Below are 22,034 nucleotides of genomic sequence, written 5' to 3'. Positions count from 1 at the left end.
TTGGTTCTTATGGTCGATGAGCATCATTTTGCCGCTAGCGGCTATTCCAGCTGTGCTGATCCGGGAAGCGATGATGGGGGTGGAGCCAAGCGATGCGCTGGTTGCCAGCGATGCGCCGCTTTCCGAGATTGCGATTGCGATCGGCTGGTTCGCTGTGCCGCTCGCATTCGCCGCAATACATCTGTGGCGATATCGAGGCGGTGCGACGATGTTGCCGCTGTTCGGAAGAGGTTGGGTGAACGCCCTGTTGGCATTGGCGTCGCTATTGTTGAGCGCGTTGTTTCTATTGGCTGCCGCAGTCGGCACCGAGGTGCCCGAACCACATGGCTGGCCCTTTGCGATCTGGTTCACCGCGGCCGCGCTTTACTTTCAGGCGTTGCGCGCAGCCGCTGTGCGCCGGAGCTTGGCCGATAAACCAAGCGCTCGGGACGAACTGGTCAAGGTGTTCGATTAGCGCCGATACCAGTAACTAAAAAGGCCACGATCCAGGATGGATCGCGGCCTTTTTTATCATTTGTTCGAACAGCTTACTGCCAGCTGCCCATTTCGGTTTCGAGGTTCTCGCGGATCGCTTCGAAGAACTGCTCGGTGGTCATCCACGGCTGGTCCGGGCCGATCAGCAGCGCGAGGTCCTTGGTCATCTTGCCGCTCTCGACGGTCTCGATGCACACGCGCTCCAGCGTCTCGGCGAACTTCACCACATCCGGCGTGTCGTCGAACTTGCCGCGGAACTTGAGGCCACCGGTCCAGGCGAAGATCGACGCGATCGGGTTGGTCGACGTCGCCTTGCCCTGCTGGTGCTGGCGATAGTGGCGCGTGACGGTGCCATGCGCCGCCTCGGCCTCGACGGTCTTGCCGTCGGGCGAGAGCAGGACCGAGGTCATCAGACCGAGCGAACCGAAGCCCTGTGCGACCTGATCCGACTGGACGTCGCCGTCATAATTCTTGCACGCCCACACGAACTCGCCGCTCCACTTGAGCGCCGAGGCGACCATGTCGTCGATCAGGCGATGCTCATAAACGATGCCGGCTTCCTTGAACTTTGCAGCAAAGCCCTCGGTCTCGAACACTTCCTGGAACAGATCCTTGAAGCGGCCGTCATAGGCCTTGAGGATGGTGTTCTTGGTCGAGAGATAGACCGGCCACTTCAGGTTCAGGCCATAGTTGAACGAAGCGCGCGCGAAATCGCGGATCGAATCGTCGAGATTGTACATGCCCATCGCCACGCCGGCGGCGGGGAAATCGAACACTTCCTTCTCGATCTTCTCGCCGTTGGCGCCTTCCCAGATCATGCGCAGCTTGCCGGCGCCGGGCACCTTGAAGTCGGTCGCGCGATACTGGTCGCCAAAGGCGTGACGGCCGACGACGATCGGCTTGGTCCAGCCCGGGATCAGCCGCGGCACGTTCGAGATCACGATCGGCTCGCGGAAGACGACGCCGCCCAGGATGTTGCGGATCGTGCCGTTGGGCGACTTCCACATTTCCTTGAGGCCAAACTCCTCGACGCGCTGCTCGTCTGGGGTGATCGTCGCGCACTTCACGCCCACGCCATATTGCTTGATCGCATTGGCGCTATCGATCGTGATCTGGTCGTTGGTCTCGTCGCGCTTTTCGACGCCGAGATCATAATATTTGAGGTCGATGTCGAGATACGGCTTGATCAGGCGCTCGCGAATCCATTCCCAGATGATCCGGGTCATTTCGTCGCCGTCGATCTCCACGACCGGCGTTTTCACCTTGATCTTCGCCATGCTGTCTTTCCTGTTCGTGTGGGAGGTTTGGCGGTGCGTCTAGGAGGAAGGGGCGGGGGGATCAAGCGGGCCGAATACATGCCGCTGATAGCCGCGCTTCGTTGTATTAGTTGAACAACACACTAGCGCCTGTTGTCGCGCGTGGCTAAAGCCTTGGGCCATGTCCTCGCTTGATACGCCGCCGGTCGGCACCAACACCGTCAAATGGCGCTTTCCCTCGGTCCATCCCGAAGGGCGCAAATATGTCCTGATCTCGGCGGCGGTGACGCTGCTGTTCCTGTTCGCGATCTGGGACGAACTCGGCTTCGCGCTGATTGGCCTGACGATCTGGGTCGCCGCCTTCTTCCGCGATCCGATCCGCGTCACGCCGCAGGGGGAGGGGCTGATCGTCTCGCCCGCCGATGGTCTCGTGACCATGATCGAGCGCGTGCCGGTGCCGCGCGAGATCGCCGGGCCGGAGGGATTGAACGAAGCGACGCGGATACGCGTTTCGATCTTCATGAGTGTGTTCGACGTCCATATCAACCGCACGCCCGTCGCGGGCACGATCCGGCAGGTCGTCTACATCGCCGGCAAGTTCCTCAACGCCGACCTCGACAAGGCGAGCGACGAGAATGAGCGCCAGCATTTCGTGATGGAGACGCGCGACGGTACGCGTGTCGGCTTCACGCAGATCGCCGGACTGGTGGCGCGGCGCATCGTGACCTTCGTCAAGCCGGGCGACATCCTGGTCGCGGGCCAGCGCTTCGGCCTGATCCGCTTCGGCAGCCGGCTCGACGTGTTCCTGCCCGACGATTACGCGCCCCAAGTCGCGCTCGGCCAGCGCTGCCTGGCAGGCGAGACGATCGTCGGCGTGAAGGGCGGGACCGCGACGACGGGCATCGCCCAATGAAGGTGAAGGCATGAGTCTCAGGCCGCGACCGCAGCGGCGCGGCATCCCGCTTCGGGCGGTGCTGCCCAATGCGGTGACCGCGCTCGCCTTGTGCTCGGGCCTCACCGCTGTTCGCTTCGCCATTGCGGCGGAGTGGGAGCGGGCGGTGCTGATGATCATGCTCGCTGCCGTGCTCGACGGCATCGATGGGCAGATCGCGCGGATGATCCGTGGCGAGAGCCGGTTCGGGGCCGAGCTCGACAGCCTTTCCGACGCGATCTCGTTCGGTGTGGCGCCGGCGCTGATCCTGTATCTGTGGGCATTGATCGCGGCGCCAAAGATCGGCTGGATCGTGGCGTTGCTGTACGCGGTGTTCTGCGCGCTGCGGCTGGCGCGGTTCAATGCGCAGATCGATGCCGCCGACGGGCCGCGCAAGCTGGCCGGCTATCTCACCGGGATTCCGGCGCCGGCCGGCGCGGGGCTGGCGATGCTGCCGATCTATATCTGGCTGTGGAGCGGCGAGGAATGGGCGCGGGACTATCGCATCGTGACGCCGTGGGTGGGGTTCGTCGGGCTGCTGATGGTGTCGAGCATTGCGACCTATTCGTGGAAATCGCTGCGGCTGCGGCGGCATGTGCGGTTCGAAGCGCTGGTGGTGGTGGCGATCCTGCTCGCCGCGCTGGTCACCGCGCCCTGGCAGACGCTGACGGTCGTATGCCTCGGCTATCTCGCGACGCTGCCGTTCAGCGTGCGCGCCTATCGCCGGACTACGCCGCCGCGCGCATCGGCCGCGGCGCCAGCGTCGACACCGCCGCCGGACGCGTGACGTTGCGCACCCGCGGCGCCACGGCGGGCGCCAGCGCGGGGACCGTCGTGCCGTTGAGAAGCTCGCGCATATAGCCGATGCGGGGCGCAATCGTGATGAACATCGCCCAGATCGAGGCCGCGAAGGCAGCAGAGAAGAGCAGCGCAGCGAGAACAGCAACCATGAGAGCCTCCCGGATTCACCCGACGGTCGAAACCCTGTAATCCCAGACTCTTAGCCTGTGGATAAGTTCCGCGTCCGTCTCTTGAACTCCATATGTTCCATTAACGTTCCGCCGTCAACATCCATTTTCCACTTTTGTTCACTTGCGCTATTCGGCCGCTTCGACTAAGCGCGCCACCTTCAACCCCACATGGGAAGCATCATAACCCGGTGCCGCGGGCCTTTGGGCCATCGGTCACTCGCTTCCCAGAGGAACAACCGGAAGGAGTTATCCCTATGGCGGCACCTGTCGTCTCCATGCAGCAGTTGCTCGAATCGGGCGCGCACTTCGGTCACCAGACCCACCGCTGGAACCCGAAGATGAAGCCGTATATCTTCGGCGACCGCAACGGCGTTCACATCATCGACCTCTCGCAGACCGTGCCGCTGTTCGCGCGCGCGCTGGAGTTCGTCAGCTCGACCGTCGCCGCCGGCGGCAAGGTGCTGTTCGTCGGCACCAAGCGCCAGGCGCAGGAAGCGATCGCCGACGCCGCGCGCAAGTCGAACCAGCATTTCGTCAACCACCGCTGGCTGGGCGGCATGCTCACCAACTGGAAGACGATCAGCAACTCGATCAAGCGCCTCAAGACGCTCGAAGAGCAGCTGTCGGGCGACACGCACGGCCTGACCAAGAAGGAAGTGCTCAACCTGACCCGCGAGCGCGACAAGCTCGAGCTGTCGCTGGGCGGTATCCGTGACCTGGGTGGCGTGCCGGACATCATGTTCGTCATCGACGCCAACAAGGAAGAGCTGGCGATCAAGGAAGCCAACACGCTCGGCATCCCGGTCGTCGCGATCCTCGACACCAACGTGTCGCCGGACGGCATCGCCTTTCCGGTGCCCGCTAACGACGACGCGTCGCGCGCCATCCGTCTCTATTGCGAAGCGATCGCCATCGCGGCGACCCGCGGCAACAACCAGGCGCAGATGAGCAGCGGCGATTTCGGCGCCGCCGAAGTGCCGCCGGTCGAGGCCGCGCTCGCTGAGCCGGCTGCTGCCGAGCCGGTTGCCGCCGAGCCTGCCGTCGAAGCAGCGCCCGAGCCTGCGCCGGTCGCCGAATCCGAACCGGAAGCGCCCGCCGCTTCGACCGAGCCGGAAACGGCTGCCGAGGGCGAGCGTCAGATCGACGCCTGAAGGCTTCGTCACGAACACGTAATTCGGGCGGGGCAGGGCGCAAACGCACTGTCCCGCCCGCATCACATTCAGACTAAATCGAGGAATTGAACATGGCCGAGATCACTGCAGCAGCCGTCAAGGAACTGCGCGAGAAGAGCGGCGCCGGCATGATGGATTGCAAGAAGGCGCTGGCTGAGAACAATGGCGACATGGAAGCCGCGGTCGACTGGCTGCGCACCAAGGGCTTGGCCGCCGCCGACAAGAAGTCGAGCCGCACCGCGGCCGAGGGCCTGGTCGGCGTCGCCGTCGCCGGGACCAAGGGCGTGGCCGTCGAGGTCAACTCGCAGACCGACTTCGTCGCCAAGAACGAGATCTTCCAGGGCTTTGTCCGCGACGTGACCGCGATCGCGCTCGAGCAGGGCGACGATATCGAGGCGCTGAAGGCGTCGGCGATGCCTCAGGGCGGCACCGTCAATGAAGTGCTGATCAACAATATCGCCACGATCGGCGAGAACCAGGTGCTGCGCCGTGCCAAGGCCGTGTCGGTCACGCAGGGCGCGGTGATCCCTTATGTCCACAACGCCGCGGCGCCGGGCCTGGGCAAGATCGGCGTGCTGGTCGCGCTCGAATCGGATGCGGGCGTCGACGTGCTCGAGCCGCTGGGCAAGCAGATCGCGATGCACGTCGCGGCGGCCTTCCCCCTGGCGCTGTCGGTCGATGATCTCGACCCCGAGGTCGTCGAGCGCGAAGCCGCGATCCTGCGCGAGAAGAACGCCGACCGCACCGTGGGCAAGCCGGCCGACGTCGTCGAGAAGATCCTCAACGGCCCGATCGAGAAGTTCAAGAAGGAGAACGCGCTGTTGACGCAGGCGTTCGTGATGGACGGCAAGACCCCGGTCGCCGACGTCATCGCCAAGGCGGGCAAGGATGCCGGCACGACCATCACGCTGAAGGACTATGTCCGCTTCCAGCTCGGCGAAGGCATCGAGAAGGAAGAAAGCGATTTCGCGGCGGAAGTCGCGGCGACGGCGGCGGGCAACTGAGCCTTACGCATCGCTTGAGTAGAAGAGGGCGCGGCTGCCGGAAGGTGGCCGCGCCCTTTTTTGTGGGCATGGGTTGGCTGCGCTGAACCGGGAATGCCATTCCGGCTTGCCGTAACCACATCTTTATCCTGTCTGGCTAACTGCGGTTAGCAGGAGGGCAGATGAAACCCATCGGCCGATTGACGCTGGCCATCGTGATCGGTGTTTGCTGCATGATAGCGGTTCCCATCGGCGCGGCCATCGCGCTGGCGCGCCAGCAGGCTGTGGAACGTGAAGAATTGCTCGTTCTGAGCCTGGCCAGAAGCGCGCTGGCGCGCTCCGACGAAACCGGCGACCAGATCGCCGCCGCCGCTCGGGCAATCAATCCGCTGACGGACGCCGAAGCATGTTCCAGGCTCGGGCTCGATCTGATGCGAAAGCTCGATCTCGGCTCGACACTGCTTCAGGGTGTCGGTCGGATGGAGGGCAACGTCATGCGCTGCTCGTCATTCGCCGGCGGCAAGGCATTCGATTTGGGGCCTCCGCAATTTGTTTCGGCTAACGGCACGATATTTCGCGCGCAGGTGAGGCTGATCGATCCGGCGCTTCCCTACGTCGCGGTTCAGGCCGGGGCGACGGTGGCGATCGTTCACAAAGAGCTGGCACTCAGCTTCGTCGAAGCAATGCCGGGACTCGATGTCAGCGTCATTTCGTGGTTGCACCGTATCCCGATCCTGTCACGGGGCGACGTCCCGCTGACGCTGTTGCACAGCAAGGTCGAGCGCGAAGCCATTTTTCGCGTCGCCGACCGGACGGTCGGTGTCGCCAGGTCAAAGCGTTACGATACGGGCGCCATCGTTGTGCTGCCCGCCAATCAGGCCGCAACCTATGCGACAGAGGCAGCCAAGCTGCTGGTGCCGATCGGGCTGCTGGTCGGCATCGCGCTTTCGGCTTTGCTGATCTGGGCCATGCGGTCATGGTCTTCAACGCGCGCGATTGTCCGGCAGGGGCTCCGCCGGCGCGAATACCATTTATGCTATCAGCCTGTGATCGATCTGGCGTCGGGCCGGATCGTCGGAGCCGAAGCGCTGATACGATGGCGTCGGTCGTCGGGCGAGATCGTGCCGCCCGATATCTTCATTCCAGCCGCGGAGGAAGCTGGCATCATTTGCGCCATCACCGGACGCGTATTCGATCTGTTGGCCGAGGACGCCAGCGATGTGCTGCGGATCGAGCCGGACTTTCACTTCGCGGTGAACCTCTCGGCAGCAGACATGCACCGGTCGGATATCATCGCGGACATTCACTCGCTGACCGAACGGTCGGGCATCCCCCACGCCAAATTGATCGTCGAGGTAACCGAGCGGAGCGTGGTGGACCTGGAGCGCGCGCGCGAAACCGTCCATTCGCTCCGTCGGGGAGGAATCGCCGTTGCGATCGACGATTTCGGCACGGGCTATTCAAGTTTGGCCTATCTCGCGCAACTGGACGTCGATTTCCTGAAGATCGATAAGCTGTTCGTTCACTCACTGGGCACCGGGTCGGCGACCAATCAGGTCGCCGCACGCATCATCGAAATGGCAAACGATCTGAATCTACGGATCATTGCCGAGGGCATCGAAACGCGCGCTCAGGAGATGATCCTGCGCAATCTTGGTGTCCATTATGCGCAAGGCTATCTGTACGATCGCCCGTTGTCGTTGGAGGACCTGCTCCAGCGGCTGCGCGCACAGCGCGCTATTCCGCGCCGAAAAAAGAACGTGGCGGCCTGACCGCAGTCGCGATCGACGCAATCAGGCCGCCTTTATCCCGACGAGCGGGCGTGATGGCTCAGCGCGAAGCCACCTCGAACCCGTCCACGGCCTTGCTGACCAGGATGTTCACCGCCACGCGGCGGTTCTGCGCCTTGCCCTCCTCGGTCGTGTTGTCCGCCGCCGGGTCGGCTTCGGCCATGCCGGTGGGGGTGAGCATGCGATAGGGTTTCCAGCCGCACGCCTGCTGGAGGTGATTGACCACGCGGCTGGCGCGCTTTTCGCTGAGCGTCTGGTTGAGTTCCTGGCTACCCGTGGAATCGGTATAACCGACGACGAGCAACAGCGCGTTGTCCATGCCCTGCGCCTGGGTCGCCGCGGTGCACAGGTCCGCCTTCGCCTGTTCGGAAAGCACCGCCTTGCCAGTGTCGAAGTTCACGTTGGTCGTGCCCTTGACGTTATACTGGTCGATGTCGCCCACGCGGCTCTTGAGCGCCTCGGTCGCAGCGGTTTGTTCGGCGAAGCGCTGGTCGGTGCCGTTGCGGATCATCGAGGCGGTGCGCAGATCCTTGTTCTGCAGGTTGATCTGGCTCGCCACCAGACCGCCGCTCCATTGCAGCGTCTTGACCGTCACCGGCAGCCCGTTGAGCAGCTGGCCGGAAGCGAGCTTGTTGCGGTTGAGGCCGAGAAAGCCGCCGCTCGACTTGATCTGAGTGCTTTCAGTCACGACGAGAACGGTGTTGCTGCCGTCAGGCGTGGTGACCTGCACGCGGTCGCCCTTGCGCGCTGAAATGATGCCCTGGACGTCCGGCCCTTTGGTCATTTCGGACAAAGGCGGCAATGCTCCGGTCACGACGACCGTATCGTCGGCGGGAGGCGCGTCCTGCGCCTGTGCCGTCAGGCTGACCGATGCCGCACCAGCCAGCGCGGCGATCAGCATGACGTTGCGTGGGTTCTTGGACGTTACTCGCATACACATACTCCTACTCAGTCCCCCGCCGGACCCGTTGCTCCGTCCGCGTGTTCGGGCGAACCTTGCGGGCAGATGAACGAAGGGGGCGATCTGGGTCGTTACAGGGGCGATTCGAGCCTTGCGCACGACAAGCCGACGCAAATGCCGCTCCACCGACGCCATGACCGGTTTCCCCGCTTGGCATTGCGCGGGGCCGCATCTAAGGTCCGCGCCGCTCCCGCAAACACCAGAGAATCAAGGGCCAGATGACCGCGCCACGCTTCAAACGCATCCTCCTCAAGCTGTCGGGCGAAGTGCTGATGGGGCAGGGGCAGTTCGGCATCGATCCCGCCACCTGCGAGCGCGTCGCGCGGGAGGTGAAGGCGGCGACCGAGACAGGCCTCGAAATCTGCATGGTCGTCGGCGGGGGGAACATCTTCCGCGGGCTGGCGGGGGCCGCACAGGGCTTCGAGCGGGCGAGCGCCGACTATATGGGCATGCTCGCCACCGTGATGAACGCGCTGGCGATGCAGAACACGCTGGAGCGGCTGGGCGTCGATACGCGCGTGCAGTCGGCGATCCCGATGGCTTCGGTCAGCGAGCCCTATATCCGCCGCAAGGCGATGCGGCACATGGAGAAGGGCCGGGTGGTGATCTTCGCCGCCGGCACCGGCATGCCGTTCTTCACGACCGACACCACCGCCGCGCTGCGCGCCGCCGAGATGAATTGCGATGCGCTGTTCAAGGGCACGAGCGTCGATGGCGTGTACAACGCGGACCCCAAGAAGGTGCCGACGGCCACGCGCTATGACGAATTGAGCTTCGACCGCGTGCTGGTCGACAATCTCAAGGTGATGGACGCGACCGCGATCGCCTTGTGCCGCGACAATGACATTCCGATCGTCGTGTTCAACATCCGCGACGAGGGCAATCTGGCGGCGGTGCTGGAGGGCCATGGCACCTCCACGATCGTCCGCAACGAACCTGAATACGCATAAGGGGAGCCTGACAAATGGCCGCTTACGACAAGGCCGATCTCGAACGCCGCATGGCGGGCGCGGTCGAATCGCTCAAGCACGACCTGAATGGCCTGCGCACCGGCCGCGCGAGCACGACGCTGCTCGATCCGGTGTCGGTCGAGGTCTATGGCGCGCACATGCCGATCGTCCAGCTCGCGACGGTCTCGGTGCCCGAGCCGCGGATGATCTCGGTGCAGGTGTGGGACAAGTCCAATGTCGGCCCGGTCGACAAGGCGATCCGCTCGGCGGGGCTGGGCCTCAACCCGATCGTCGACGGGCAGACGCTGCGCCTGCCGATCCCCGACCTGACCGAGGAGCGGCGCAAGGAACTGGCCAAGCTCGCGTCGAAATATGCCGAGAATGCCCGCATCGCCGCGCGCAACGTGCGCCGCGACGGCAATGACAGCCTGAAGGCCGACGAGAAGAAGGGCCTGTTCGGCGAAGACGAGCGCAAGCGCCACGAGACCGAGGTGCAGAAGCTGACCGATGCGACGATCGCCGACATCGACGCGGCGGCGGCGGCCAAGGAAAAGGAAATCCTCGGCAAGTGACCGCGGCCAGCGCGCCTGTGCCGGCCAGTCCGGACGGCGGGGCGGTGCCTCGCCACGTTGCGATCATCATGGACGGCAATGGCCGCTGGGCGAAGGCACGGCGGCTGCCGCGGCTCGCCGGGCACAAGCAGGGCGTCGAGGCGGTGCGGCGCGTGTCGAAAGCGGCGCGCGAGCTCGGCATCGAGGTGCTGACGCTCTACGCCTTCTCGTCGGAGAACTGGCGGCGGCCGGAGGAGGAAGTGCGCGACCTGATGGGTCTGCTGCGCCACTTCCTCAAGAACGAGCTCAAGGATCTGGTGGCCGAGAATGTTCGGCTGCGCGTGATCGGCGACTATCATGCGCTGTCGGGCGATCTGGTGATCATGATCGACGATGCGATCGCGCGCACGGCGGCCAATGACGGTTCGACGCTGGTGATTGCGCTCAACTATGGCGCACAGGCCGAGATATTGACCGCGGCGCGGCGGCTGGCGGCGGCGGCGAAGGCGGGCGAGATCGAGCCCTCGGCGATCGACGAGGCGATGTTCGACGACGCGCTGACCACGCACGGCCTGCCGCCGCTCGACCTGCTGATCCGCACCTCGGGCGAGCAACGGCTGTCCAACTTCCTGCTGTGGCAAGCGGCCTATGCCGAATTGCTCTTCGTGGACACGCTGTGGCCCGATTTCGACGGTGCGGCGCTGGGCGACGCCGTGGCGCAGTTCGCACGGCGGCAGCGGCGGTTCGGCGGGCTGTGAACGAGCTTCCGCCCCGCAAGAATGCCGATCTGGGCACGCGCACCGTGGTGGGCGTGGCGCTGATCGTCGTAGCGGCGGCGGCACTGTGGTTCGGCGGGTTCGCCTTCTGGATGCTGGTTACGCTGGCCGGCCTGATTATGATCCACGAATGGGCCGGGCTGCACGGCGCGAACGCGGCGCACAAGCGGCTGGCGCAATATGCGCTGATGGTGCCGCTGGCGATCATGGCGCCGATCGCGGCGGGACCGAGCTTTCTGGCGCTGGGGCTGATCGTCGGGGCGGGGTTCTTCCTCGCGATCGTGACGAAGAACGGCATGCTGGGCGTGGGCGCGGCCTATGTCGGGCTGCCGGTGCTGGCGCTGCTGCTGCTGCGCGACCAGCCTGACGGCCTGTTGCTCGCCTTCTGGGCGATGGCGCTGGTGTGGGCGTGCGATATCGGCGCCTATTTCGCCGGGCGCACGATCGGCGGGCCGAAGCTGATGCCGGCGGTGAGCCCCAACAAGACCTGGGCCGGGCTGATCGGCGGCATGCTGGCGGCGGGGCTGTTCGGACTGGCGCTGACGCAATGGGGACTGCCCTGGCCGCTGGCCTTCACGACGCCATTGCTGGCGGTGCTGGCACAGGCCGGCGATCTCTATGAGAGCTGGCTCAAGCGCCGTGCGGGGGTCAAGGATTCGGGCAACGTCCTGCCCGGTCATGGCGGCGTTCTCGACCGGCTCGACGGGCTGGTGCCGGTGGCGCCGGTGGCGGCGATGCTCGTGATCCTGCTGGCCACGCGGTGAAGACCGTCACCATCCTCGGTGCGACCGGATCGGTCGGCAGCTCGACGCTGGATCTGATCGAGCGCGATCCCGACGCCTATGAAGTGCTGGCGCTGACCGCCAATGGCGATGTCGGGAAGCTCGCCGCTGCGGCGCGGCGGGTGCGGGCGCGGCGTGCGGTGGTGGCGGACGAAAGCCGCCTGCCGGCGCTGCGCGAGGCGCTGCGGGGCACGAATATTGAAGCGGCGGGCGGGATCGACGCGGTGTGCGAGGCGGCGCGGATGGGCGCCGGCTGGACGATGGCGGCGATCGTCGGCACCGCCGGGCTCAAGCCGACGCTCGCGGCAATGGAGCATGGCGGCGTCGTCGCGCTCGCCAACAAGGAGTCGCTGGTGTCGGCCGGCGGCGTGATGACCGATGCCGCGGCGCGGTTCGGCGCGACGCTGCTGCCGGTCGATTCCGAGCATAATGCGGTGTTCCAGTGTCTCGACCCGGCCAATGCCGACCGCGTGTCGCGGATCGTGCTGACCGCGAGCGGCGGGCCGTTTCGCGAGCGGACGCTCGACGAGATGCGCGGCATCACCCCGGCGCAGGCGGTGGCGCATCCCAACTGGTCCATGGGCGCCAAGATCAGCGTCGATTCGGCCACGCTGATGAACAAGGGGCTGGAGCTGATCGAGGCGTTCCACCTGTTCCCGGTGTCGGCCGAACAGCTCGACGTGGTCGTCCACCGCCAGTCGGTGATCCACAGCCTGGTCGAATATGTCGACGGGTCGATGCTCGCCCAGCTGGGCGCGCCCGACATGCGCATTCCGATCGCGCACGCGCTGGCCTGGCCGCGGCGGATGGCAACGCCGTGCCAGCGGCTCGATCTCGCGACGATCGGCCGGCTCGACTTCGAGGCGCCGGATTACGAGCGCTTCCCGTGCCTAAAGCTGGCCCGCGAGGCGCTGGCGGCGGGCGGGGCGCGGCCGGCGGTGCTCAACGCCGCCAATGAAGTGGCGGTCGCGGCATTTCTGGACGGGCGCGCGGCGTTTCTTGAAATTGCCGCAATCGTCTCGGATACGCTGGAGCGCTACGACCCGGCCGCGCCGGAAACGCTCGATCAGGTATTGGCGATCGATGCGGAAGCGCGGCACATTGCGGGTGAGCGTGTGAAGGATTGCGTCGATTGACCGAAGCCCCCGGTTTCATCTTCTATATCATCGCCTTTCTGCTGGTGATCGGCCCGCTGGTCTTCGTGCACGAGCTTGGCCATTACGCCGCCGGCCGCTGGTTCGGGATCAAGGCCGAAGTCTTCTCGATCGGCTTTGGACGCGAGATTGGCGGGATCACCGACAAGCGCGGCACGCGCTGGAAGTTCGGCTGGCTGCCCTTGGGCGGCTATGTTCGCTTCGCTGGCGACATGAACCCGGCGAGCCAGCCCAGCCCCGAATGGCTCTCGCTGCCCGCCGCCGAGCGCGCGCAGACCTTTCAGGCCAAGCCGCTGTGGCAGCGCGCGATCGTCGTCGCGGCGGGGCCGGTGACCAATTTTGTGGTGGCGATCCTGATCCTGGCGGCGTTCGCGCTCGCCTTTGGCGAGAACCGCACGCCGACCGTCGTGGCCGGCGTGGCGGCGGAAAGCGCCGCGGCGCAGGCCGGATTGCTCAAGGGTGACCGTATCACGGCGATCGACGGGCGCGGGATCGAGACGTTCAACGACCTGCGCCGCTACATCGTCATGCGGCCCGCCGAGACGGTCGAGCTGACCGTCGAGCGCGACGGCGCCGAGGTCGAGATGACCGCGCAGATCGGAGTGCGGGTCGAGAAGGACCGCTTCGGCAACGAATATAAGCTCGGCCAGCTCGGTGTGACGCCCGGCGAACCGGTGCAGGTCGAGATCGGGCTGCTCGGCGCGATCCCCGCTGGCCTGCGCATGACGGGCAACGTCATCCAGGGCACGGTCGACGGCCTCGGCCAGATCATCACCGGCCGCCGCTCGGTCGAGGAATTGGGCGGTCCGCTGCGAATCGCACAGGTGTCGGGCGAGCGGTTCGTGATGGGACCGACCGATTTCGCGTTCCTGATCGCGCTCATTTCGATAAATCTGGGGTTCATCAACCTCCTGCCAGTGCCGGTGCTGGATGGCGGCCATCTTCTGTTCTATGCGGTCGAGGCGGTGCGGCGTAAGCCGGTCGAACCGCAGGTGATGGAGTGGGCGTTCCGTGGCGGGATGGTCGCGATCCTGGCGCTGATGCTGCTGGTGACCTTCAACGATCTGGGCGCATTCGGCGTCTGGCGGAATCTGGCCGGGTTGATCGGCTGATGCGGTTGGGGCAGGGCGGTAACGCGGCCCGCGCTTCGGCCCGATTATTCTCAAATCCGACTTGGGGTGGGATGTGACTGCGATTAAGGTTTCCAAGATCGGCGTGCGCGCCACCGCCCTGCTGCTGACCGGCACGATGCTGTCCGGGCTGACCACCGTCGCCTATGCGCAGACCGCGGCGCCGGCCCAGCCTGCCGCCGCGCAAGCCGCGCCGGTGCCGCAGACTGCGCCCGCGCCGGCTGCGCCGGTCGCCCCGCTGACCTCGCGCACGATCCGCACGCTGCGCGTCGACGGCACGCAGCGGCTCGAGCCCGAGACGGTGCTGTCCTACACCCGGCTGCGCGTCGGCCAGGCCTACACCACCGAGACGCTCGATCAGGCGATTCGCGACGTGCTGGCGAGCGACCTGCTCGCCGACGTGACGATCGAGGGCGTCGAGAGCGGTGACATCGTCCTGCGCGTGCGCGAGAATCCGATCATCAACCGCGTGGTGCTGGAGGGCAACAAGCGCCTCAAGAGCGACAAGATCACCAAGGAGATCAAGCTCGCTCCGCGCCAGATGTTCACGCGCACCGCGGTCCGCGCCGACGTCGCGCGCATCGTCGAGCTGTATCGCCGGCAGGGCCGCTTCGCCGCCAATGTCGAACCGAAGATGGTCAGCCTCGACCAGAACCGCGTCGACGTGATCTTCGAGATCCGCGAGGGTGCGAAGTCCAAGGTCCGCCAGATCAACATCATCGGCAACGAGCAGTTCAAGGACGGCGAGCTGCGCGGCGAGATGGCGACCAAGCAGGCGCGCCTGACCAGCATCTTCAGCTCGAACACCAGCTATGACCAAGATCGCCTGGCCTATGACCAGCAGAAGCTGCGCCAATTCTATCTGACTCAGGGCTATGCCGATTTCCGCGTCGTCTCCGCGGTCGCCGAGCTGACCCCGGACAAGCGCGATTTCATCATCACCTATGTGGTCGAGGAAGGCCCGCGCTACAAATTCGGCGCGGTCAGCGTCGACAGCGCGATCCGCGACTTCGACGACAAGCAGCTCGCCTCCAGCCTCTCGATCAAGGAAGGCGACTGGTACGACGCGAAGAAGGTCGAGGACACGGTCGACGGACTGCAGGAAGCGGCCGGCATGCTCGGCTACGCCTTTGCCGACGTGCGGCCCGAATTCCAGCGCGACCGCGAGAAGTTGACGATGACGCTCAACTTCAACATCGCCGAGGCGCGCCGCACCTATGTCGAGCGGATCGACATCACCGGCAACACCCAGACGCAGGACAAGGTGATCCGGCGCGAGATGCGCATTGCCGAAGGCGACGCGTTCAACACCTTCCTGGTCAAGCGTTCGCAGGACCGCATCAACTCGCTCGGCTATTTCGGCGAGAAGTTCGAGATCGAGCAGAAGGAAGGCTCGGCGCCCGATCGCGTCGTGCTGACCGCCAATGTCGAGGAGAAGTCGACCGGCGAGCTGACGCTGTCGGCCGGTTTCTCGAGCCTCGAACGCTTCATCTTCCAGGGCTCGATCCGCCAGCGCAACTTCCGCGGCCGCGGTCAGGACCTGCGCCTGTCGGCCGATTATTCGAGCTATTCCAAGTCGCTCGAACTCGGTTTCACCGAGCCGTATCTGTTCGACCAGAATATCGCGCTGGGCGGCACGCTGTTCCGCCGCGACTATAATTCGTTCAACTATTTGGGCAGCGATCGTCGCACGACCTATGAGCAGGTATCGACCGGCGGCCAGCTCGTCGCGGGCGTGCCGCTGACCGAATATTGGACCGCGTCGGCGCGCTATTCGCTGGTCTATGACCAGGTCGGCCTCGACGAGAGCACCTTCTTCCGCAACGGCCAGTGCGACCCGCTGCTCGCCGGCCGCTATCTGTGCGAGGCGCTCGGCAACCGCTGGACGTCGAGCCTCGGCCTGTCGCTGATCTATGACAGCCTCAACAGCCGCCAGCGCCCGACCGCGGGCCAGCGGCTGGTGCTCGGCGGCGATTTCGCAGGGCTCGGCGGCGATGTGCGCTATCTGCGCGGCCGCTTCGACGCCGACAAATATTGGAATGTCGGCAGCGGCTTCATTTTCTCGGTCGGCCTCGAGGGCGGCTATATCCACAGCCTGGAAGCGGGCACCGCGACGATCGATCCGGTGCGGATCACCGACCGCTTCTTCCTCGGTGAGCCGCAGTTCCGCGGCTTCGACATCCGCGGCGTCGGCCCGCGCATCCAGCGCATCGGCTTCACCGGCACCGCGGCGGCGGGCAACCAGCTGCTGATCACCGACAAGGATCAGATCTTCGACGATGCGATCGGTGGCCGGGCTTATTATCTCGGCAAGCTCGAGCTCGAAATCCCGCTCGGCGCCGGCGCGCGCGAGATGGGCATCCGTCCGTCGATCTTCGTGATGGCGGGCGCCAACTGGGGCGTGCGCCGTCCGGGCCTGACCGCCAGCTTCACCCAGGCGCGCAGCAGCAGCGGCACATTGCTGTTCAACGCCGACGGTTCGCCGACGCTGCTGCCGCTGCAAACGCCGCAGTTCGACGCTCAGGGCCGCGCGCTCTTCGTCGTGCCCGACACCGACACCGTCGCGCCGGGCGCGGTCACGACCTGCACGATCGGCTATTCGGCGACCGGCGGCGGGGCGTGCTCGGGCACCTCGGTCAACTCGGTCTACAACACCACCACCGATCCGTTCATCGAGCAGTTCCTGGGCAACTCGCCGCGGCCGCGCATTTCCGCGGGCATCGGCGTCAACTGGAACTCGCCGTTCGGGCCGCTGCGCCTCGATCTCGCTTACGCCATTCTCAAGCAGAAAGGCGATGACGACAAACTCTTCAGCTTCAACGTAGGGACGTCCTTCTAATGCGTAACACCAAGACCCTTCTCGCCGCGCTCGCGGTTGCGGGCGCCACCTTCGGCGCCGGCGCAGCCGCCGCGCAGGCGCTCGCCGACGCCAAGGTGGCGGTCGTCGATGTCGATCGGATCATGAGCCAGTGCACCGCGTGCGTCGCGGCCAATGGCCAGCTCCAGCAGCAGCGCACCGCGTTGCAGACCTTCGCGCAGCAGCAGGGCCAGCCGCTTCAGGGCGAGCAGACCTCGCTCGAGGCCGCGGTCAAGGCTGCTGCCGGCAAGCCCGATGCGGCGCTGTCGACTCGTATCCAGGCGTTCCAGACGCGCGCGCAGAACGCGCAGCGCGCGGTGTCGGAGCGTGAGCAGACGTTCCAGCGCAACGTCCAGTTCGTGCAGCAGCAGATCGCCCAGAAGATGGTGCCGGTGGTGCAGCAGATCGCGCAGCAGCGCGGCGCCAGCGTCGCGATCGCGCGTGAGAGCCTGCTGTTCTCGGCGACCTCGGTCGACATCACCGATGCGGTGCTCGCCACGCTCAACCAGCAGCTGCCCAGCGTCAGCGTGACCGCGCCGCCGCCGGCCCAGCCGACCGCACCGGCGCCCGCGCCCGCTCAGCCGGCGCCCACGGGCCGCTGATGAGCGACGTGGCGGAAGCGGGCACTGACATCGGCCAGCTCGATATCGTGCGGGTGATGGCGGCGCTTCCGCACCGCTACCCGATGCTGCTGGTCGATCGCGTCGAGAGTCTGGTCCCCGACCAGCGCATCGTCGCGATCAAGGCGGTGTCGATGAACGAGGAATTCTTCCAGGGGCATTTCCCGGGAAGGCCGATCATGCCCGGCGTGCTCCAGGTGGAGGCGCTGGCGCAGGCGGCGGGCGTGCTCGCAGTCGAGAGCCTCGGCCTCGCGGGATCGGGCAAGCTCGTCTATTTCATGTCGATCGACGGCGTGAAGTTCCGCAAGCCGGTCGAGCCGGGCGTCCTGCTGCGGCTCGAGGTCGAGTTCGTGCAGAAGCGGTCACGCATCTGCAAGTTCGCGGGCAAGGCGTATCTCGGCGACGAGCTCGCGACCGAATGCGAATTCACCGCGATGATCGCGGACCCGCCTTCGGCCTGAAGGCGCGCGCGTCACGAAATCATGGGCCACCCGCCGGATGCCGGCGGCGTGGCCCATTTTCGTTCGGGCACTGGCAAATGATGCAAAGCGGTGTAGTGTCATTCTAACACAGTTGGGAGGATGGCATGCGTGTGTTGCTCGCCGTGATGGTCGCGATGGCTCAGCCGGCCCTGGCTGGACCGGCCACGACGCCGGCCCGGGCGGCGGATAGCCTGCTCGCCGCCGACCGCGCCTTTTCCGACGCCAGCGCGAAAACCGATGCGGTCGTCGGGATCTCCGCCATGTTCGCGCAGGACGTGGCGATGCCGCGCCCCGACGCGACCTTCACGCGCAGCAAGGCCGAGGCGGTGGACGCGCTCAGGGCCAATCCGGTCAACCGGACCGCGCGTGCCGAATGGCGCCCGATTCGGGTGGGGATCTCCGCCGACGGAATGCAGGGCTTCACCATGGGCTTCATGACGCTGCACGACCGCGCCGCGCCCGTGCGCCGCGCCAAATATCTGGCCTATTGGCGCAAGGATGCCGCGGGGTGGCGGGTGGTTTCGTACAAGCGGCAGGCGCAGGAAAGCGAGGCCGCTGCCGCGATGCTGCCGCCGGTTCTCCCGGCGAAGGCCGTGCGGGTGTCGGACCCGGCGGCGCGCGCGGCGCACCGCAAGAGCATCGACGCGGCCGAACGCGGCTTTTCCGACGAGGCGCAGGTGATCGGGCTCGGCCCCGCTTTCTGCAAGCATGGCCGGGCCGACGCCACGAACCTCGGCGCGCCGCGCTCTGGCATGCTGATCGGCCTCGACAAGATCTGCGGCACGATCGGCGGCCCGCCGCCCAGCCCGGTGACGTGGGCGCCCGATGCGGTCGAAGTCGCGTCGAGCGGCGACATGGGCGTCACCTGGGGCATGATCCGGCAGAACGGGCCGGTGGCGGAAGGGCGTCCCGCCGCCGTGCCCTATACGACGGTGTGGGTGCGCGGCGGTCCCGGTGAGCCGTGGAAATATATCGCCGAGTGATTGGCCGGCCCGAGGTTGCGCCGCCGGCGCGTCTCTGCTAGGCGCGCGCCCTCTTGCTGCCGGTCGGAAACCGGCGGCCTTTCAAGGAATTTGTCCCGTGAAGAAAGACACGCACCCCGACTATCACATGATCAAGGTGCAGATGACCGACGGCACCGTGTACGAAACCCGCTCCACCTGGGGCAAGGAAGGCGACACGATGCAGCTGGAAATCGACCCGCTGGCGCATCCTGCCTGGACCGGCGGCCGCGGCCAGATGCTCGACACGGGCGGCCAGGTTGCGCGCTTCAACAAGCGTTTCGGCGGGCTCTCGCTCTCCAAGAAGTGAGAAGGCGCGGCGCGTCGTTAACGCGCCGTTAGCCATCGTAGCATAGGCTTGCCCGATGATCTCACCGGGCAAGCGCTCCTTCGCAGCAGAATTCGAACCCGCGGTGCTGGGCCGGCGACGCAGTCCGCGCGCGCCGGTCTCACTCGATGCGCGCGTCGGGCGCGGCGGACTCGACCGTGCGCTGTGCAAGGTTACCGACCTGTCGCTCGGCGGCGCGCGGATCGAGATGTTCTCCGAACTGCGCAAGGACAGCATGATCTGGCTGACGCTGCCGGTCGTGGGCCATTGGGCCGCGCGAGTGGTGTGGTCCAGCGACTTCGAGGCGGGCCTCGAGTTCCAGATTCCTCTGGCCGAAGACGAATTCGACCGGCTCGTCGCAGCCTGACACCGCGCCCGTTGCGCCGATCCCGTTAACCCTACATGCTCCGTCCGGGGCAAGCAGGGAGGGCCGATGCGCTACCGCATCATCGCCATGACGGTCATGACATTGCCGATGGCGTCGCAAGCGCAGCAGACCGGCGCGCTGCTCGCGCCGCAGCGGCATTCGGCAGCGCTGGATGGTCTGACCGCAACGGCGTACCCGCATTCGACCCACCATCGCGACTATCGTGTCGCGCCGTCAGCCTATGCCGACCGCTCCGCGCACACGCGCGCGTTGAGCGAGATGAACGCGATCAACATGCGCCGTCCGCGCGTGTTTCGCTTCCGCCCGGTGATGGCGCTGACCATCGACGCGGCGGACGTGGATGGCCCTGTCCGGATGAGCGGCATTGCACCCAATCTGATCGGGATGAAGCCGCGGCGCTGAGCGATGGCGGAGAGGGTGGGATTCGAACCCACGGTGAGCTTGCACCCACGGCGGTTTTCAAGACCGCTGCCTTAAACCACTCGGCCACCTCTCCGTTGGACACGCGCTTTGGGCGTTCGGCGGCTTTTCCGCAAGTGGGGGCGCAAGGGGGATTCACCTTGGCGCGGGGCTGTGCCACAGTGCGGGAATGCGGGATTTTTCGGGCCTTGTACGGCGTATCATCATGGTCGGAACTGCGGCGGCGGGCGCGATGCTCGCCGGGGTTCCGGCTTCGGCTCAGGACGAAAGCGGGTTTCGGGCCTATCTCGACGGACCGCTGCGGCAGCAGGCGCTGCGCGAGGGCGTGAGCGCGCGCACGCTCGATCGCGTGCTGCCGACGCTGACCTATAACCAGCGCGTGGTCGATCTCGACCGCGACCAGCCGGGCGGGCCGCCGACCGCGACCGCCTCGATCCCCAGTTTCGCGCCCTACAAGGCCAAGCATGTCGATGCCGCGCGGATCAGCCGTGGGCGGACCACCTATCAGCGGTTGCGGCCGTTGCTCGCGCGGGTCGAGCGCGAGACCGGCGTGCCCGAATCGGTGATGGTCGCCATTTTTGGCCACGAGACCAATTACGGCAGCTACACCGGCAATTTCGACCTGCCGCGCAGCCTGGCGACGCTCGCCTATGAGGGCCGCCGCCGCGAGCTGTTCGCCGGCGAGTTCATCGCGACGATGAAGATGGTCGACCGCGGCGTGCCGCGCGAGCGGCTGCTTGGCAGCTGGGCGGGGGCGTTCGGCTATCCGCAGTTCCTGCCCTCGGTCTATCTGCGCCTCGCGCGCGACGGTGACGGCGACGGGATCGCCAATATCTGGTCGAATGAGGCGGACACGCTCGCCTCGATCGCCAATTATTTCGTCAATGCCGGGTGGCGGGCGGGGCAGCCTTGGGGCTTTGCGGTCAGCGTGCCCGCCGGATTCGACCGCGCCGCGGTGCGCAGCCGCACCACCTCGCCACGCTGCCCGCGCGTGTTCGACCGGCATTCGCGCTGGAAGACGATGGCCGAGTGGCGCGCGCTCGGGATCGTGCCGCAAAAGGGCGTATGGCCCGGCGGCGACGTCATGGCGACGTTGCTCGAACCCGATGGACCGGGCAAGACCGCGTACCTGCTCACGGGCAATTACCGCGTGATTCTCGATTATAATTGCTCGAACTTCTATGCGCTTTCGGTGGGGCTGCTGGCGGATGAGATTGAAAACTAGGCTGATCGCGGGGGGCGTGGGGATCGCCCTTTGCGGTGCATGGTCTGCTCAGGCGTCGGCACAGGCCGGGGCCAGCTATGCGCCGCCGCAGGCGGAAGGCGGTCCGCCGCCATCGGAGGGGCCGCAGGGATCGTCGCAGCGCAAGCCCGGCGAGGAGCGCTACGACCGCGTCGGCTATGCCGGTTATGCCGGTGAAGGCGCGGGCGTGTTCGCGACGAGCGACCTGCTCCCGGCGGGCAGCCATGCCGAGGTGACGGCGCTCGACACGGGCCGGACCATCATCGTGGCGATCCGCGGCGGCGGCAGCGGCCTCATCGACCTATCGGGCGCGGCCGCGAAGCAACTGGGGGTCACCGGCAATCCGGCGGTGCGCGTGCGCCGCGTGACCGCATCGGCGCAGGACGCCGCCCAGCTGGCGGCGGGCGAACCCGCGCCGTTGCGTGCCGATGCGCCGCAAGTCCTGCTCGTCGGGCTGCGGCGGCAGTTGAAGGACGCCGATACGCCGAAGCCGCAGAGCGCAGCGGTGCGCCGCCCGGCGCGCCCGGCCGCCGCAACGCCGGTTAAGCAACCCAAGCCAGCGCCTGCGCCGGCATCGCGTGCGACCAGGGGCCTGTTCGTCCAGGTCGCCGCGCTCTCCAACGTGCAGCGCGCCCGCGCGCTCGCCGATCAGCTCGGCGGCGTGGTGCGCAGCGCGGGCAATGTGCATCGCGTGCAGACCGGCCCCTATCCCAATGCCGCCGCCGCGCAACGCGCGCGTGCGGATGCCGCCCGGCGCGGCTATGGCGATGCACGAGTCGTTTCAGTACCCTGAGTTTCCAGCGTTCGAGTCCAG

Annotated in this window: 24 protein-coding genes and 1 tRNA gene; 21 read left to right on the top strand and 4 right to left on the bottom strand. The window is 66.3% G+C overall.

The window, feature by feature from the left end; genetic code table 11:
* Positions 1-16: 16 nt before the first annotated feature.
* Entirely contained in the window at positions 17-454 is a 438-nt protein-coding gene (locus M9978_RS01605; protein WP_254291100.1) for a hypothetical protein, read from the top strand.
* Between the two features lie 73 nt (positions 455-527).
* Here the strand turns inward: M9978_RS01605 and M9978_RS01600 are convergent, their stop codons facing one another.
* Positions 528-1,751, bottom strand: coding sequence for an NADP-dependent isocitrate dehydrogenase (locus M9978_RS01600; protein WP_254291099.1), 1,224 nt, complete (start codon positions 1,749-1,751; stop codon positions 528-530).
* 160 nt (positions 1,752-1,911) lie between these two features.
* Between M9978_RS01600 and M9978_RS01595 the strand changes: the two genes are divergently transcribed.
* Together M9978_RS01595 and M9978_RS01590 are read left to right on the top strand one after the other, a co-directional pair.
* Positions 1,912-2,643 (top strand): phosphatidylserine decarboxylase, encoded by a 732-nt coding sequence (locus tag M9978_RS01595; protein ID WP_254291098.1) that lies wholly within the window; start codon positions 1,912-1,914, stop codon positions 2,641-2,643.
* 10 nt (positions 2,644-2,653) lie between these two features.
* Entirely contained in the window at positions 2,654-3,448 is a 795-nt protein-coding gene (locus tag M9978_RS01590) for a CDP-alcohol phosphatidyltransferase family protein (RefSeq protein ID WP_254291097.1), read from the top strand.
* Here the strand turns inward: M9978_RS01590 and M9978_RS01585 are convergent.
* Positions 3,390-3,611, bottom strand: coding sequence for a hypothetical protein (locus M9978_RS01585; RefSeq protein ID WP_254291096.1), 222 nt, complete (start codon positions 3,609-3,611; stop codon positions 3,390-3,392). The two genes, M9978_RS01590 and M9978_RS01585, sit on opposite strands and share 59 nt — an antisense overlap.
* A gap of 275 nt (positions 3,612-3,886) precedes the next feature.
* Here M9978_RS01585 and rpsB point away from each other — a divergent pair, with 275 nt between their 5' ends.
* The 3 genes from rpsB (at position 3,887) to M9978_RS01570 (ending at position 7,559) form a co-directional block, all read left to right on the top strand.
* Positions 3,887-4,783: a 30S ribosomal protein S2 gene (gene rpsB, locus M9978_RS01580; RefSeq protein WP_254291095.1), complete on the top strand. Its 897-nt coding sequence runs from the start codon at positions 3,887-3,889 to the stop codon at positions 4,781-4,783.
* A gap of 92 nt (positions 4,784-4,875) precedes the next feature.
* Positions 4,876-5,808 (top strand): translation elongation factor Ts, encoded by a 933-nt coding sequence (gene tsf / locus M9978_RS01575; RefSeq protein ID WP_254291094.1) that lies wholly within the window; start codon positions 4,876-4,878, stop codon positions 5,806-5,808.
* 161 nt (positions 5,809-5,969) lie between these two features.
* On the top strand, positions 5,970-7,559 hold the full coding sequence (locus M9978_RS01570) for an EAL domain-containing protein (protein WP_254291093.1): 1,590 nt from the start codon (positions 5,970-5,972) through the stop codon (positions 7,557-7,559).
* A 58-nt stretch (positions 7,560-7,617) separates the two neighbouring features.
* Here the strand turns inward: M9978_RS01570 and M9978_RS01565 are convergent, their stop codons facing one another.
* The gene (locus M9978_RS01565; RefSeq protein ID WP_254291092.1) at positions 7,618-8,511 is read right to left on the bottom strand and encodes an OmpA family protein; all 894 of its coding nucleotides are present in this window, start codon (positions 8,509-8,511) and stop codon (positions 7,618-7,620) included.
* 245 nt (positions 8,512-8,756) lie between these two features.
* On the opposite strand from M9978_RS01565, the gene pyrH reads away from it, so the two are divergent.
* From pyrH to M9978_RS01500, 13 genes are all read left to right on the top strand, one after another.
* Entirely contained in the window at positions 8,757-9,488 is a 732-nt protein-coding gene (pyrH, locus tag M9978_RS01560) for a UMP kinase (RefSeq protein WP_254291091.1), read from the top strand.
* A 14-nt stretch (positions 9,489-9,502) separates the two neighbouring features.
* Positions 9,503-10,060, top strand: coding sequence for a ribosome recycling factor (gene frr, locus M9978_RS01555; protein WP_254291090.1), 558 nt, complete (start codon positions 9,503-9,505; stop codon positions 10,058-10,060).
* Positions 10,057-10,797: an isoprenyl transferase gene (locus M9978_RS01550; protein ID WP_254291089.1), complete on the top strand. Its 741-nt coding sequence runs from the start codon at positions 10,057-10,059 to the stop codon at positions 10,795-10,797. The genes frr and M9978_RS01550 overlap by 4 nt, the downstream gene beginning before the upstream one ends.
* Complete coding sequence (locus tag M9978_RS01545; RefSeq protein WP_254291088.1) at positions 10,794-11,579, top strand: phosphatidate cytidylyltransferase; 786 nt, start codon at positions 10,794-10,796, stop codon at positions 11,577-11,579. Before M9978_RS01550 ends, M9978_RS01545 begins: the two co-directional genes overlap by 4 nt.
* On the top strand, positions 11,576-12,733 hold the full coding sequence (locus tag M9978_RS01540; protein WP_254291087.1) for a 1-deoxy-D-xylulose-5-phosphate reductoisomerase: 1,158 nt from the start codon (positions 11,576-11,578) through the stop codon (positions 12,731-12,733). The genes M9978_RS01545 and M9978_RS01540 overlap by 4 nt, the downstream gene beginning before the upstream one ends.
* Positions 12,730-13,863: an RIP metalloprotease RseP gene (gene rseP / locus M9978_RS01535; protein WP_254291086.1), complete on the top strand. Its 1,134-nt coding sequence runs from the start codon at positions 12,730-12,732 to the stop codon at positions 13,861-13,863. The genes M9978_RS01540 and rseP overlap by 4 nt, the downstream gene beginning before the upstream one ends.
* Positions 13,864-13,936: 73 nt before the next feature.
* The gene (gene bamA, locus M9978_RS01530) at positions 13,937-16,720 is read left to right on the top strand and encodes an outer membrane protein assembly factor BamA (protein ID WP_254291085.1); all 2,784 of its coding nucleotides are present in this window, start codon (positions 13,937-13,939) and stop codon (positions 16,718-16,720) included.
* Positions 16,720-17,340, top strand: coding sequence for an OmpH/Skp family outer membrane protein (locus M9978_RS01525; RefSeq protein WP_254291084.1), 621 nt, complete (start codon positions 16,720-16,722; stop codon positions 17,338-17,340). The genes bamA and M9978_RS01525 overlap by 1 nt, the downstream gene beginning before the upstream one ends.
* Positions 17,340-17,819 carry a 3-hydroxyacyl-ACP dehydratase FabZ gene (fabZ, locus tag M9978_RS01520; RefSeq protein ID WP_254291083.1) on the top strand — a complete coding sequence of 160 codons (480 nt, stop codon included), beginning with the start codon at positions 17,340-17,342 and terminating at the stop codon, positions 17,817-17,819. The genes M9978_RS01525 and fabZ overlap by 1 nt, the downstream gene beginning before the upstream one ends.
* 125 nt (positions 17,820-17,944) lie before the next feature.
* Complete coding sequence (locus tag M9978_RS01515) at positions 17,945-18,823, top strand: nuclear transport factor 2 family protein (protein ID WP_254291082.1); 879 nt, start codon at positions 17,945-17,947, stop codon at positions 18,821-18,823.
* 97 nt (positions 18,824-18,920) lie between these two features.
* The gene (gene rpmE / locus M9978_RS01510) at positions 18,921-19,151 is read left to right on the top strand and encodes a 50S ribosomal protein L31 (protein ID WP_254291081.1); all 231 of its coding nucleotides are present in this window, start codon (positions 18,921-18,923) and stop codon (positions 19,149-19,151) included.
* A 55-nt stretch (positions 19,152-19,206) separates the two neighbouring features.
* Positions 19,207-19,536, top strand: a complete 330-nt coding sequence (locus tag M9978_RS01505; protein ID WP_254291080.1) for a PilZ domain-containing protein — start codon at positions 19,207-19,209, stop codon at positions 19,534-19,536.
* A 66-nt stretch (positions 19,537-19,602) separates the two neighbouring features.
* Complete coding sequence (locus M9978_RS01500; RefSeq protein ID WP_254291079.1) at positions 19,603-19,959, top strand: hypothetical protein; 357 nt, start codon at positions 19,603-19,605, stop codon at positions 19,957-19,959.
* A gap of 4 nt (positions 19,960-19,963) precedes the next feature.
* Here the strand turns inward: M9978_RS01500 and M9978_RS01495 are convergent.
* Positions 19,964-20,053: transfer RNA gene (locus M9978_RS01495), tRNA-Ser, on the bottom strand.
* A gap of 129 nt (positions 20,054-20,182) precedes the next feature.
* Between M9978_RS01495 and M9978_RS01490 the strand changes: the two genes are divergently transcribed.
* Positions 20,183-21,202: a lytic murein transglycosylase gene (locus M9978_RS01490; RefSeq protein ID WP_254291078.1), complete on the top strand. Its 1,020-nt coding sequence runs from the start codon at positions 20,183-20,185 to the stop codon at positions 21,200-21,202.
* A gap of 16 nt (positions 21,203-21,218) precedes the next feature.
* Entirely contained in the window at positions 21,219-22,013 is a 795-nt protein-coding gene (locus M9978_RS01485) for an SPOR domain-containing protein (RefSeq protein WP_254291077.1), read from the top strand.
* Positions 22,014-22,034: the final 21 nt, after the last annotated feature.

The organism is Sphingomonas tagetis (genome assembly GCF_024211275.1).
GTDB lineage: Bacteria > Pseudomonadota > Alphaproteobacteria > Sphingomonadales > Sphingomonadaceae > Sphingomonas > Sphingomonas tagetis.
The sequence above is the reverse complement of the archived record's forward strand: the minus strand, read 5'-3'. Positions and strand labels throughout refer to the sequence as shown.

Coding starts and splice junctions, on each gene's coding strand:
- M9978_RS01605 (WP_254291100.1), top strand. CDS start 17: ATGAGCATCATTTTGCCGCTAGCGGCTATTCCAGCTGTGCTGATCCGG.
- M9978_RS01600 (WP_254291099.1), bottom strand. CDS start 1,751: ATGGCGAAGATCAAGGTGAAAACGCCGGTCGTGGAGATCGACGGCGAC.
- M9978_RS01595 (WP_254291098.1), top strand. CDS start 1,912: ATGTCCTCGCTTGATACGCCGCCGGTCGGCACCAACACCGTCAAATGG.
- M9978_RS01590 (WP_254291097.1), top strand. CDS start 2,654: ATGAGTCTCAGGCCGCGACCGCAGCGGCGCGGCATCCCGCTTCGGGCG.
- M9978_RS01585 (WP_254291096.1), bottom strand. CDS start 3,611: ATGGTTGCTGTTCTCGCTGCGCTGCTCTTCTCTGCTGCCTTCGCGGCC.
- rpsB (WP_254291095.1), top strand. CDS start 3,887: ATGGCGGCACCTGTCGTCTCCATGCAGCAGTTGCTCGAATCGGGCGCG.
- tsf (WP_254291094.1), top strand. CDS start 4,876: ATGGCCGAGATCACTGCAGCAGCCGTCAAGGAACTGCGCGAGAAGAGC.
- M9978_RS01570 (WP_254291093.1), top strand. CDS start 5,970: ATGAAACCCATCGGCCGATTGACGCTGGCCATCGTGATCGGTGTTTGC.
- M9978_RS01565 (WP_254291092.1), bottom strand. CDS start 8,511: ATGCGAGTAACGTCCAAGAACCCACGCAACGTCATGCTGATCGCCGCG.
- pyrH (WP_254291091.1), top strand. CDS start 8,757: ATGACCGCGCCACGCTTCAAACGCATCCTCCTCAAGCTGTCGGGCGAA.
- frr (WP_254291090.1), top strand. CDS start 9,503: ATGGCCGCTTACGACAAGGCCGATCTCGAACGCCGCATGGCGGGCGCG.
- M9978_RS01525 (WP_254291084.1), top strand. CDS start 16,720: ATGCGTAACACCAAGACCCTTCTCGCCGCGCTCGCGGTTGCGGGCGCC.
- fabZ (WP_254291083.1), top strand. CDS start 17,340: ATGAGCGACGTGGCGGAAGCGGGCACTGACATCGGCCAGCTCGATATC.
- M9978_RS01515 (WP_254291082.1), top strand. CDS start 17,945: ATGCGTGTGTTGCTCGCCGTGATGGTCGCGATGGCTCAGCCGGCCCTG.
- M9978_RS01505 (WP_254291080.1), top strand. CDS start 19,207: ATGATCTCACCGGGCAAGCGCTCCTTCGCAGCAGAATTCGAACCCGCG.
- M9978_RS01500 (WP_254291079.1), top strand. CDS start 19,603: ATGCGCTACCGCATCATCGCCATGACGGTCATGACATTGCCGATGGCG.
- M9978_RS01490 (WP_254291078.1), top strand. CDS start 20,183: ATGGTCGGAACTGCGGCGGCGGGCGCGATGCTCGCCGGGGTTCCGGCT.